Genomic DNA, 12831 nt, shown 5'->3' with positions numbered 1-12831 from the left:
ACCGTTGTATATGAAAAATTGGATAGTATCAGGCTTATTGTTTTTAAGCTGTTTGGCGTGGTCGCAAGAGTTCGATTCCGTCAAACTAAATCAATATTTTGATCTTCTTGAGGAAAACGACAAGTTTATGGGAAGTGTCGCCGTTTCTAAAAATGGGGAATTGGTCTATACAAGGTCTGTGGGCTATTGCGATATGGCTTCTGAAACCAAGGCAACTTCCAATTCCAGATATAGAATTGGTTCCATTTCCAAAACGTTCACCACAGTACTTGTATTTAAGGCTGTAGCAGCAGGTAAACTGGCTTTGGACCAAACATTGGATGATTTTTTCCCTGAAGTGCCCAATGCAGCTAATATCACCATTGAACAAATGCTGGGGAACCGGAGCGGCATACACAATATTACCGATGATTTTGTATACATGACTTACATGACACAACCGAAAACGGAGGACGAAATGGTTGAAATAATTGTAAAAGCAGGCAGTGATTTTGAACCAGACAGCAAATTTCAGTACAGCAACTCCAATTTTGTGTTGTTGACGTATATTTTGGAGAAAAGCACGGGAAAACCGTACGCATCATTATTACAAAAATATATCACCGAACCTTTGGAACTTACAGACACCTATGTTGGCGGTAAAATTGGAGCAAAGGACAACGAATGCAAGTCGTACATGTATCTGGATAGTTGGCAGGAACAACCAGAGACCGATATGTCCATTCCCGTAGGGGCAGGTGCCATAGTTTCAAATCCAACGGACATTGTTAAATTCGGTCATGCCCTTTTTGGTGGTGACCTGCTCAGCATGGAGTATGTGGAACAAATGAAGAACATTCAAGAGGGTTACGGATTGGGATTGTTCCGTTTTCCTTTTGATGGACGAACCAGCTATGGTCACACAGGTGGTATTGATGGTTTTTCTTCCATATTCGGACATTTTGACGATGGTGATGTCACTTTCGCCATGACCTCGAATGGGGCCAATATGGTCACCAACGATATAGCCATTGCGCTTTTAAGCACCGTTTATAATGAAGATTTTGAAATGCCCGAGTTTAACACCTACGAAGTGACCCCGGAACAATTGGAGGTTTATGTTGGCATATATTCCGCTCGCGAATTTCCTTTGGATATAACAATAACCGTGGAAAAAGGTGTGTTAAAAGGAAGAGCTACGGGCCAGCCAGCATTTACATTGGAAGCTATAGATGAAAATGAGTTTGAGTTTATTCCAGCAGGCATCAACATGACCTTTGATCCAGAAGAGCACACCATGCTTTTTAAGCAACGCGGAACCACCGTAAAGTTTACAAAGGAATAACATAAGTCCAACCTAACTTTTAGGAATAGATTTAACTTTATATGGAAAAAAGCTATGAAAAAAGTATTTCTATTGCTCCTGTTCCCATTTTTGATGGCGTTTCAATGTGAAGACGACTTTGTTGACTCTGGATTTGAGACCTATTATAGTATTGAAAACAGTACCGATACCGATTTGTTTTTAATTGATGATTCCAATCAAATTACGGAAATAGCGAAGCAATCTTCAATTACCATTGGGTCCACCCTTAATACCGAAACCATTTCCGTAATGCCGTCTGAATCCCTCTTGTTTGAGAGCATTAAAATATACAGCTCGGAAAACGATGATTTTTTCTTGAGGTATGAACAAAATCCTATTGACGACGAATCATGGATTTTGAACGAACCCATGGAAAATGCATTTGAATACACCTTGATCATTACAGACCAATTGCTGGATTGACGTCCCAGATAATTAAGTGTATAGGGAGGGCAATGCATTAACCCCTATTCTTTTTCTCGATCCATTTGGCCATATACTTGGTGCTGGACATTGTTTGGTGCTGTAATAATCTCCCTATAAAATTTTGCTGACGATGGGTTTCTAAAGATTTGCTTAGTTGTTGTACCTGCTCTTTAAGTTGGTCCTGCAAAATTTGTTTATCATAAAAAGTTCGAAGCAATTCAATACCCTGTTTTTGGGCTTTTTCCCATAGTTCTTGACCTTGGTGCAATTCCACCGCAGCTTGGGCAAATTCATCCCAATCATCCGCAATGGTTCCATTCCAAGGTAGGTCGCCATGCATGCCCTCTGCTCCTATCTTTGTTGTGACGCTAGGAGTGCCTGCCCGCATTGCATCCAATAATTTGCCTTTGATGCCTGCACCAAACTGCAAAGGGGCCAATACTGCTCTTGCATTTTCCAGTACAGTATTCACATTTTTTGCCCAACCTTCAATATAGAACCCTGATTTGGGATGGTGCATTTCATTCACTTGTTGTGGCAAATATGCGCCATAAATATGGATTTCCGCATTTGGCAGTTGCTTCCGCACTCTGGGCCAAATCTCTTGCTTCAGCACTTTGACCGCATCAATATTGGGTGCGTGTTTGCCATTGCCAATGCTGACAAAACCTTTTCTAGCTTCAAACGGTACAAATTGGTCTTTGGATGTGGCCGAAACATCTACCATAAAAGGCAAATGCAGCAACAATTCCGATGGAATATGGAGTTCTTGTTGTAAAATTTCCATTTCGTACGTGGAAATCATCAAACTTAGGTCACAACGATACATACTGGCCGTCTCCCGTAAAGTCATGGGATGGTTTTTCCAATCATCAATCTCAAAGGGTTTTCCTTTTTTGTGGTTCTCTTCCCTAGCCTTTCGCAAAGCGTGGAGGTCTTCCGTATTGAGAATTCGAATGGCCTGAGGGGCAAATTCCGCCACTCTCCAGCCAAATTGTTCTTCGACCATAAAACGATCGAAAAGCACAAGGTGGGGAGAAAGTTCCTTCACAAAGTCATCAAAACTGGAATGGTTGAGCTGTATGGCAGCTTCGGTGATTCCCATTTTTTCCAAATCCAGACTGTACTTGGTTTTACTGGCCGTACTGGCAAAGGTAATCTGGTAACCAAAAGTTAATAATGCTTCCAATAGCTGTTGCATGCGGCATCCCGCAGCCGTTGTTGTGGGCTCTGGCCAAACATAACCAATGACGAGCAGTTTTTTTGACATGTTAAATTACAGGTACAAGGGAAAAGGGTAAAAGTACTAAGTGTAAATTCAATAATCAAAGCCATTTCGATGCACTTTGGACTGCGCTCAGGATGATAGCTCTATGTGTCAAGAAATCGACCCATTCAAAAATCTGCCTTACATTTTCGCCGCGAACATTTTGGAGATGCTGGAACGCAGTTTTCGCTCATAGTCCTCCTCTAACCACTCCTTGTAGTTTTTGGTATTGTTCATAATACAATAGGAGTACTGTTTTACTCGATATTGAATTTCATCCTTCAACTCCTTGGCTAAAATACGGGCATCGAATACATCCTCGCTATTCTCCACGCAAATCTGGGCATGCTGTTCTATACTTTTTTCCAATACGAGCTTGGATTTTTTGCCTTGTGCAAAGATTTTCTTGTATTCCTCTTTCACATCGAAGGAGATGTTGTCGGACTTGCTAAACTTGGCACGAAGTTCTTCGGGCATCTCGTAAACAAATTCCCGTTCGATTTCTTCATCATTCTTGATATTCTCCAAATAAAAATCTGGAAAATGAAAGATTTCTTGCCAATCCACCGGTGCATCCCATGGTCCAAAACGGGCAATATTATTACCCATATCTATTACATTGAACTCATTTTTATTCGGCAAAACCCTGGATCCCCTACCGATCATTTGAAAATATAATGTAAGCGATCGAGTAGCCCTGTTCAATATGATGCTTTCTACCGTTGGTTCATCAAAGCCAGTAGTCAAGATACTTACCGAGGTCAAAATAGCATCCGGGGTTTCGGCAAACCACTCTAAAATCTCTTTCCGTTCGGTCGCCGTGTTTTTATTGTCCAAGTGCCTTACGTTGTACCCAGCCTTTTTAAAGGTCTCGTACACGTAAAGGGACGTATTGATACCGTTATTGAAAATAAGCGTTTTGGTGCCTTTGGCAATTTCCTCGTAGGCTGTCAGCAATTTGCCCAACATGCTGTGAGCACTATAAAACTCGTCCGATGATTTTACGGTATAATCCCCGTTGATGCCCAGTTTTAGGGTGCGCAGGCTTACATCGTAATTGTAAAGATTGGCCTTGGCCAGGAAATTTTTATTGATCAACGATTGTATGGATTCGCCAATGATCAAGTGCTTGTAGTTATCCTTCATCGGGAGTTTGATGTTGGAACTCAGCGGGGTTGCCGTTACGCCCAAAATGGTGGATTTATCAAAGTACTTAAACAGCTTTCTAAAAGAATTATAGTGGGCCTCATCGATGATCACCAAGCCGATATTGTTGATTTTCACCTTTTCTTCCTGCAGTCGATTGTTCAAAGTTTCCACCATGGCCACAAAGCACATGTAATCATCTTGATCGTAAAGTTCCTTTACTTCACTATTGATGACCTTGTTGGCCACTCCGAAGCCTTTCAGCATTTTAGAGGTTTGTTTACTGAGCTCAATACGGTGCGTCAGCACCATTACTTTTTTCCCCGTACGCTCAATAAACCGTCGGGCAATCTCAGAAAACACCACGGTTTTACCACCACCCGTGGGCAATTGGTACAAAATGTTGGTGCCCTCCGGAAGCTTGTCCAGCTGGGTAAAGATTTTATTCAGGTCTTCTTCCTGGTAATCGTATAATGTTTTCTTCTTGATTTCTTTGTTTACCTCCAAAGGGAAAATGCGTTATGGATTCTTAAATAAAAAACCCTACAAAATTAGCGGTTTTTTGTGCTTGAGACCAATACTCGGAGGCTTTTATATCAAAATTGTATCAACAATTAAAAATTGACCCCTTTTTGACACAGATTCCTTATTTGCTCATAACATTTTGATAAGAATAACATTTTCGACTTGGAAAAATGGAGATTATAATGTATAATGATAGCTTATAACACTAGAAAACCAGATATTAGAATGAGGCAGCTAAAAATCATCAAACAGGTCACGAACCGAGAATCTAAATCACTTGACAAATACTTGCAGGACATCAGTAAGATCGATTTGATCACTGCGCAGGAAGAAGTTGAGCTAGCACAGAAGATCAGGGCCGGTGACCAAGCTGCTTTGGAAAAATTGACCAATGCCAACCTCAGGTTTGTGGTCTCCGTGGCAAAGCAATACCAAAACCAAGGACTAAAATTGCCGGATTTGATCAACGAAGGTAATGTTGGGCTGGTAAAAGCGGCCAAACGTTTTGATGAAACCCGTGGTTTTAAGTTTATTTCCTATGCGGTTTGGTGGATACGCCAGTCCATTCTGCAGGCCTTGGCAGAGCAATCCCGTGTGGTTCGACTTCCCTTGAACAAGATCGGGTCCATCAACAAGATAAAAAAGACCTTCTCTTACTTGGAACAAGCCCATGAGCGTCCACCATCTCCAGAAGAGATTGCCAAAGAATTGGATATGACGGTTTCCGAAGTAAAACAATCATTAAAGAATACTGGGCGTCACGTGTCCATGGATGCTCCGCTAAAAGAAGGGGAAACATCCAATTTATATGATGTACTGAATGCCGGCGACTCGCCAAAACCGGATAAAGGCTTAATGCACCAGTCTTTGAATACCGAAATAAACAGGGCTTTGGATACCTTGTCGCCAAGAGAAGCAGATGTGGTCAGGCTCTATTATGGGATTGGTGACCAACCATCCATGACCTTGGAAGAAATCGGTACTACCTTTGATTTAACCAGGGAGCGTGTGAGACAGATCCGTGAAAAGGCAATTAGAAAATTGAGGCACACCTCAAAAAGTAAAATTTTGAAATCTTATTTAGGATAAGATATTAAACTGCTGAAAATAAAAAAGGGGATGTTGACAACAGCATCCCCTTTTTTATGATATAAACTTAAACATCATGGTTTGCTCAAAAGACTAATATCAAAATCAGTGAGCAGGTCTTTCAAATCTTGAATAAAATTCAAATAAGCTGTGTTTTCTTTGTTATTGTTTTTCATGGTAACAAGTTTTGGGGTGGTTGTCTACTATAGGTAATCAAGTTCGGCAAGCTCGTTAACTGTCAAAATTTCGTTCAGTTCTTGTAAAAAGGCCAAATACTCTTCTCCGTAGGTGTCGTATAACATGATAATCTTTGGTTTTTGTTCGGGGTTTTAGGTATAACGTTATTTCATTTTAAAGATTATTCCATAACCAAGAAATGTGGTGTACATCCTATTTTGAGTGGTGTAGTCCTATTCTTTTTTCATATTTAAAATGTCCAGTTCAACTTCAAAGTCAAGGTCCTTATCAACTTTACTTGGCCTTATATTAAATTCATCGTAGATAAAGCAAAGGTTCATCGGCAACCTTCTTCTCTCTGTATTGGACATTACACCAAGTTTGGATTGCAATTCCTTTTTTATTTCAAAAGCTTTATTACTTATTTTGGGGTTGTCATGAGACTCCAGTTCGGCAAGAAAAGGGATTTCTTTCCTATCCCCCACTTCCAGCATTTCATCCATCAACATTAATCGGCACTCCATATCCTTGGCATGCTGAAATAATGGATAAAATATACTTTGTAGGTACTTTGGAAGTTCTTTGCTTGCCATGGTCAGGGTATTTTACATAGTTCTGAATATTTCCATTTCAAAATCTATCTGCTCCTGAATACGTGGATATTCTTGCAGAAACTGGTCGTACAGAAAATTAAGATGCTTTACATCTTTGTCCGTTTTACACAATCTTGAAACCTGTTGGATAACTTCCAAAAGACCATAAGCCTTCATCATTCGAAGTGATGGTATGATTTTTTGGCATGAAAGTTCCAGTTCCGTAAAGTTTTTGTTGATCAGATTGACTTTGGCACTACCAATAAACTCAAAAATATTTTGTTTGAACATGCGCACCAGTTCTTCCAACAATTCCATTTGCCCCATACAGTCCTCCAAAACAGGTTGCAGGTCAACACTTTGAGAGGAAAACCCAGCCTGAAGGCTTTTTTCTATAAATTCAAAATCGGACATACGCTCTGTATCTTTACGCTGACCTTGATCTTTTTCAGCTGTTTGCTGCACCAGTTTTTTTAATTCTTCTACTATTTCTTGCTGATCTTTGGAAAGGGGTGTCCCTTCCAAGGCCTGAATCAACGATAAAAGTTTAACACTACAGTTTTGGTCGGAGTCTTTGGTGTCAAGACTTTGAATACCTACTTTTTTGTAGATGCTTTCGAGCTGTTTCATTTCAGAAACACCAAAAACCTTATTCTCCAGTCCTGTTTTAAAGACTTCAAAGGATTTTTTGAGCTCTCCGGCCTCAACCACACCCAATTCTTCATAGGAGAACGAGCTCAATCCGATTTCCAACTTTTCTAGATATGTTAACAGTTCACGTGTTCTCAACTTATTGCTATAAAGGTTATTAATCATTCTAAAAATGTTGATAATACCTAGGGATTACAATTTATTGTTCCGTAGCATTCGTATTTTGTTGTCAAATTGCTTTATTTGTATGTGTAAAAAGCCAACCATGAAATATTTTTATCTACTCCTAAGCATTACGTTATTTATCTCCTGCGGAGAAAAAAAACAAGAAAAGACCGAAACCTTGGAAGAAAAAGCCCAACGGATTCACGATTCCGTGATTACGATTGACACGCATGATGACATCAACGTTCAAAATTTTACGGACAGTATCAACTATACCCAAAACTTGGACACCCAAGTCAACCTTCCCAAAATGAAAGAAGGTGGTTTGGATGTAGCTTGGTTGGTGGTGTACACCGGCCAGGACACCCTAACTACCGAAGGTTATGCCAAAGCTTCGGAAAACGCAATCTCCAAATTTGAGGCCATACATAAGTTATGTGAGGAAATTGCTCCGGATCAAATTGAATTGGCACTTACTTCCGACGATGTGAGAAGAATTGTGTCGGCTGGAAAAAAAGCGGCCATGATCGGTGTGGAGAATGCATATCCTATTGGCGAAGACCTCTCTAAAATTGAAGAATACCAGCAACGCGGTGCCCGCTATATGTCCCTTGCTCACAATGGACATAGCCAGTTGAGCGACTCCAACACAGGAGAGCGAGACAGTGTTTGGCTTCACGATGGATTGAGCGAACTTGGTAAGAAGGCCGTTGCAGAAATGAACCGTGTGGGAATAATGATCGATGTTTCCCACCCGTCCAAAGAAGCCATGAAACAAATGATCGAACTTACCAAAGCCCCGATCATTGCTTCACACTCTTCCGCCAGAGCACTTTGCGGCCATAGCCGTAACTTGGACGACGAGCAATTAATGCTTTTGAAAGAAAATGGAGGGGTTGTGCAGACCGTAGCCTTTAGTTCTTACTTGAATACTGAAAAACACGAAGCCCGTGCTGCCTACATGACAGAAATCTATAAAAAAGTGGCCGACTCCTTGGGTGTTACTTGGTACGAACGTTCTCAATTTGGTTCTTTAACGGACGAGCAGCGCGAAGAATTCTTTGCCAACTACCGAAAAATTAGAAATGTTGGCGAAGATATGGCAGAAACTGACCCCAATGTGCCACCTGCAGTTAGCGTTTCCGATTTTGTGGACCACATAGACTATATGGTGGATTTGATTGGGATTGACCACGTGGGCATCAGTTCCGATTTTGACGGAGGCGGTGGCATCGAAGGATGGTCGGATGCATCCGAAACCTTCAACGTAACCTTGGAACTGGTAAAAAGAGGCTATACCGAAGAAGAAATAGCCAAATTATGGGGTGGCAACTTGTTGCGGGTACTGGACGAGGTTCAGGCCGTAGCCAAAACCATGGGCTAAGAAGTAGCTTTTTGCTCTTCTTTTTCCTTTTTGGCCAAACGGTCCTTAACGTATTCTATCTTCGTTTTGCCGTGGGCCTTGGGATTACCATTATCATCCAAATTGACCATAATAATATTGTCTACCGTGACAATACTTTCGTGGGTCATCTTATTTCTAACTTCACAGTTGAGTGAAATTGAGGTGACCCCGAATTTTATGACTTCGATACCAATTTCTATGATGTCCCCCTCTCGGGCAGTGCTCATAAAATTGATTTCGGACATATATTTTGTTACGATTTTTTTGTTCTCAAGTTGTATAATGCTATACAATGCAGCCTCTTCATCAATCCAGGCCAATACCTTCCCTCCAAAAAGAGTTCCATTGGCATTCAAATCCCCTGGTTTTACCCATTTTCGTGAATGAAATCGCATAGTTGAAACGTTTAGAATTCTAATGCAAAGTTAAATCAATCCTTGGAAGAAGATTCTTCTTAACCCCTTTAATTTATGCGAATTACGAATTTGAAATATTTCGCACTGGGCAAGTATTGAGTAAATAATTTTAAATACCCAAGATTTTAAACTTGATCAATTTGGGGCCTTTTTAATCAAATAAACGCTTTTGTGGGGGCAAAGTGGTTTTGGGAATGTGCAAATCAAAACCTAATTTGTCGTTTAGCCGCTTTATGAAATAGGCGGACAACAAAGGTGATTCCAACTCAAGGTTTTGATGCACAAAGAAATGAATGTTCTCCAATCCCATGGACATCCAAGAAGATAAACGATCGACCCAATCATCCAAACGGGGATAATCGGATTCGTGATTGGCACCAACATATCTAACAAATGCCTCATTCTTGGTCAATCTCATGTGCATAAGGTCCCTCCTACCGGCCGTATCCACCAAAATATTGGCAATGTTGTTTTCTTCCAATAAATGATAAAGTTCATCGGCAACTTTTTGATCGTTGAACCAATCGGTGTGCCGAAACTCCATGGCCAAAGGAAACTCTTTGGGCCAGTATTCCACAAAACGGACTACCCTATCCCAATTTTTAGGTCCGAAGTTATTGTGCATTTGCAGAAAAATAGTCCCCAACTTTTCTCTCAATAGAGGGGTTACTTCCAGATATCGGTCTGCTGCTTCCAATGCCTTGTCGTTCATTCGTCGAAGATGGCTTACTTCCCTGGTCATCTTAGGAAAGAATTTAAAACCCTCTGGAGTCTTGTCATACCATTTTTCATACTGTTCGGCAGGAAATATACGATAGAAGGAGGCGTTCAATTCAATACTGTTGAACTGAGTGGAATAATAAGCCAATTCATCCTTTGTTAAACTTGATGTTGGTAAACTCCATTTTGGGTGCCCCACTCTAATATCCAGAGGCTTATTGCTTGAAGTTTCTGTTAATATCGGATGTGTGTCTGGATGGTCGGGCGGAATGGTGAAATCTATAAGTTCTGGATGGTCTACTTTTCCGAATTTCATTAGGATTTATTATAAAGTTAAATAAAGTTATAGATTTAAAGGTTGACTACAAATAATAAACCCCTACCTTACTGGAGGGGCTTTTATAAATAGGTTTTTATATAAAATATCACAAATTGAAAAAAAGAGTTTTTAATAACTGAGTTGACCTGTACCTCTGCTTTAATACCCCCAACCCGAACTCAGATTACAGTTGAGGATGTTCTTTACCACACCGTTTTTTATCTCTACAACATATGCGAACTCAGGCTTTGAGTCTTTGCCGTAGAATTCATAGGTGGAATGACCTCTTGCGCAGAAATGACAGCGCCCAGTTTTAACGATCATTTTATTTAGGCCCTTTGCCTTTGCCGAATCGAATTGCTTGCTCAGAAACGCTAAGAATCGATATTTGTCCAAGTCATCAAAGTATTTATCCTCCTCTATTAGTGAATCCAGAATTGCTGCATCGAGCATGACGCATGCTTCAATAAAGCTGTTAGCGATATTTTTAGCGCTTGCACCTGTTGCCGTCTGTTCTTTGACCTTAAGTTTAATGAGTTCCATAACAATCTTGTTTTATGGCCGCAACTTTGAACTAATCATTAAAAGATCCTAAAGCTGAAGGTGTTTTTCGATCAGATGCAAGAAAAAAGGATTAAATGATATTTAATGGACCTTATCCAATATTTAATGGTGAGATTTTCTGAAGTTTGTGTCTTGTGTCAAGGTTAAGGTAAAGGGATATTACAAAGTGCGGTTTTGCTTTCGGTCTTTAGTATTCAGAAAGTTTCATTAGTAACGTATTATATGTGGTTTACAGATTTTAGCATCATAATAATTACTTTATGAAACATTTCTTATAAATAGTTGCAATAAATTGTTTTACTATTTTCTTATTCATAAAATTCTCTAAGCTCAGCAATTAGATTAATAAACTGGTATGATTTATCCTTCGATGCAAAGGGAACATAAAACCCAACTGCATTTTTGTTGGTAGGGTCAATCATGCACTCATTATTGTATTCACACTCAAAATGCACATAATCACTATATTCAGGGTATGTATCGTTAAATACATAATTTACCTTTACATCTAAAAAAGGTATTTGATAACCATCTAACTCCAAAATTCTCTCCACTTTATTAAAAAATACCGTCTTTTCAGATTCTGCTTGACAATGTTTTTGAAAAAACACTTTTACTTGATTGATTTTTTCATTTACGGTTGTTTGTGAATATAAGTTGTTTGAAAAAGCAACAATTAAGATTAAAATTATGATTTTTTTCATTTTAAATTGATTTGAATATATCTTACAATTTTGGCAATTAATCTGTTTTAAGATAACTGAAAAGTTTTTAATTTCTTTTAGAGGCCTTCTTAATTTGTAGAATGTTCATTTTGAACTAAAACAATATGTGAGTTTAAATATGTAATTCAATTTTGATTACAAGTAATGTGTAAATGTTTTATGGATTAGCTACTAGTTACTAGACTTAATGCATGTTCCTGCTATCAAGATAAAGGGGTATAAAAAAGCACTGTTTTTCTAGTATAAATTAAGGGCCTTTGGTCGCCCCATTATTATTATATTGCAATTTAGTGTTATTTTCTGTTTATGTTAACTCTAACCATTTCTCATCTACAATCACTCCCTTTTTAATTAATGCGGAATTAAGTTTATAGTCTTCTATTGTGTCAAGAAAATTAGATGATTGCAAATTCAATTATATTTGGGTATGTGGGTCAAATATGTCAAAATCTTTATCGATGAAATGGTCACTTTGGAAAAGGTGGACGGCGAAAGTATCCAAGGTATTATCCAATCCGCTAAAAATAGTATTGACCACATAGAGAAACTTTCATCAGACTTACAGGATTTGCATGAGATTGTTGTCACGGTGAAATTGGAGGGTAAGGGAAGATTAGATTTACCAATTAAAATTAAGGACATACACTCCATTGAAAGAAAGGATTAATTTGAAATGGAATCCGACTCATAGGTTTCCAACATCATTTCAGCTTTATCTAACCATTCCTTTATCTCTTCCAGTTCTTTGTTCTCTATGACCTTGACTTTGTATGGTTGCACGGGGGAATTGCTGAGAGCCACCCAATCAATAATGATACTGGATATCCCCACGGCTGCACTGACCACAATTGCCCATATAGCAAGCCTTATGGATTTTGAAGCTTTCTCATTTGCCTTCGTTGAAGCTTTACGGGCATCTTGAGCGGTCTGTCTAGATTCAACCAGCTCTTGATAATCGAGGTATTGTTTTGCAGCGTGTCCATCTAAACGAAACGATTCATTAAGAATACGCATTAGTTCTTTATAGCTTCCGAATTCAGGGTCAATATCATTTATTTGCTTATCCTCCAAATAGCGCAAAAAGTGCCTTCTGTAAAAATTCTTGTTTAACTTACCTATTCCAATACTAAAATTATCAATAAACCATTCAAAAAAAGAACTTTCCGCTCCAAAGCTAAATTTATACCCTAATTCGTATTCTATTTGACTCAACAATTCGAGATAGGTTATACCTTCTTTTTCGTGGGCAAGCCCGATTTCCATTGCTTTTATGTATCTGTTCGGTTTCATTTGCTTGA

General features: G+C 39.2%; 14 protein-coding genes. 5 read left to right on the top strand and 9 right to left on the bottom strand.

The features are described 5' to 3' along the window. Positions 1 to 10: 10 nt before the first annotated feature. Both J0654_RS04855 and J0654_RS04850 read left to right on the top strand, forming a co-directional pair. On the top strand, positions 11 to 1324 hold the full coding sequence (locus J0654_RS04855; protein WP_207026527.1) for a serine hydrolase domain-containing protein: 1314 nt from the start codon (positions 11 to 13) through the stop codon (positions 1322 to 1324). Between the two features lie 54 nt (positions 1325 to 1378). Beyond that, positions 1379 to 1768, top strand: coding sequence for a hypothetical protein (locus J0654_RS04850; protein ID WP_207026526.1), 390 nt, complete (start codon positions 1379 to 1381; stop codon positions 1766 to 1768). 37 nt (positions 1769 to 1805) lie between these two features. On the opposite strand, the gene J0654_RS04845 is transcribed toward J0654_RS04850, so the two are convergent. Both J0654_RS04845 and J0654_RS04840 read right to left on the bottom strand, forming a co-directional pair. Next, entirely contained in the window at positions 1806 to 3041 is a 1236-nt protein-coding gene (locus J0654_RS04845) for a glycosyltransferase (RefSeq protein ID WP_207026525.1), read from the bottom strand. Between the two features lie 138 nt (positions 3042 to 3179). Continuing rightward, positions 3180 to 4691 (bottom strand): DEAD/DEAH box helicase, encoded by a 1512-nt coding sequence (locus J0654_RS04840; RefSeq protein ID WP_207026524.1) that lies wholly within the window; start codon positions 4689 to 4691, stop codon positions 3180 to 3182. Between the two features lie 243 nt (positions 4692 to 4934). Here J0654_RS04840 and J0654_RS04835 point away from each other — a divergent pair, with 243 nt between their 5' ends. Continuing rightward, complete coding sequence (locus J0654_RS04835) at positions 4935 to 5798, top strand: sigma-70 family RNA polymerase sigma factor (RefSeq protein WP_207026523.1); 864 nt, start codon at positions 4935 to 4937, stop codon at positions 5796 to 5798. 410 nt (positions 5799 to 6208) lie between these two features. On the opposite strand, the gene J0654_RS04830 is transcribed toward J0654_RS04835, so the two are convergent. Further along, positions 6209 to 6568, bottom strand: coding sequence for a hypothetical protein (locus J0654_RS04830; protein ID WP_207026522.1), 360 nt, complete (start codon positions 6566 to 6568; stop codon positions 6209 to 6211). Between the two features lie 12 nt (positions 6569 to 6580). Next, a complete protein-coding gene (locus J0654_RS04825) occupies positions 6581 to 7384 on the bottom strand; it encodes a hypothetical protein (RefSeq protein WP_207026521.1) in 804 nt (267 codons plus the stop codon). Positions 7385 to 7484: 100 nt separating this feature from the next. On the opposite strand from J0654_RS04825, the gene J0654_RS04820 reads away from it, so the two are divergent. Continuing rightward, positions 7485 to 8768 carry a dipeptidase gene (locus tag J0654_RS04820; protein ID WP_207026520.1) on the top strand — a complete coding sequence of 428 codons (1284 nt, stop codon included), beginning with the start codon at positions 7485 to 7487 and terminating at the stop codon, positions 8766 to 8768. Here J0654_RS04820 and J0654_RS04815 read toward each other — a convergent pair. From J0654_RS04815 to J0654_RS04800, 4 genes are all read right to left on the bottom strand, one after another. Further along, positions 8765 to 9184: an acyl-CoA thioesterase gene (locus J0654_RS04815; protein WP_207026519.1), complete on the bottom strand. Its 420-nt coding sequence runs from the start codon at positions 9182 to 9184 to the stop codon at positions 8765 to 8767. The genes J0654_RS04820 and J0654_RS04815 overlap by 4 nt on opposite strands. Before the next feature lie 172 nt (positions 9185 to 9356). Beyond that, positions 9357 to 10241 (bottom strand): DUF72 domain-containing protein, encoded by an 885-nt coding sequence (locus J0654_RS04810; RefSeq protein WP_207026518.1) that lies wholly within the window; start codon positions 10239 to 10241, stop codon positions 9357 to 9359. Positions 10242 to 10403: 162 nt separating this feature from the next. Further along, the gene (locus tag J0654_RS04805) at positions 10404 to 10787 is read right to left on the bottom strand and encodes a hypothetical protein (RefSeq protein WP_207026517.1); all 384 of its coding nucleotides are present in this window, start codon (positions 10785 to 10787) and stop codon (positions 10404 to 10406) included. A gap of 329 nt (positions 10788 to 11116) precedes the next feature. Continuing rightward, a complete protein-coding gene (locus J0654_RS04800) occupies positions 11117 to 11512 on the bottom strand; it encodes a hypothetical protein (protein WP_207026516.1) in 396 nt (131 codons plus the stop codon). 424 nt (positions 11513 to 11936) lie between these two features. On the opposite strand from J0654_RS04800, the gene J0654_RS04795 reads away from it, so the two are divergent. Beyond that, on the top strand, positions 11937 to 12200 hold the full coding sequence (locus tag J0654_RS04795; RefSeq protein ID WP_207026515.1) for a hypothetical protein: 264 nt from the start codon (positions 11937 to 11939) through the stop codon (positions 12198 to 12200). Here the strand turns inward: J0654_RS04795 and J0654_RS04790 are convergent. Next, entirely contained in the window at positions 12197 to 12823 is a 627-nt protein-coding gene (locus tag J0654_RS04790; protein WP_207026514.1) for a hypothetical protein, read from the bottom strand. The two genes, J0654_RS04795 and J0654_RS04790, sit on opposite strands and share 4 nt — an antisense overlap. Positions 12824 to 12831 lie beyond the last annotated feature (8 nt).

Source organism: Flagellimonas profundi, assembly GCF_017313275.1.
Lineage (GTDB): Bacteria > Bacteroidota > Bacteroidia > Flavobacteriales > Flavobacteriaceae > Flagellimonas > Flagellimonas profundi.
The sequence above is the reverse complement of the archived record's forward strand: the minus strand, read 5'-3'. Positions and strand labels throughout refer to the sequence as shown.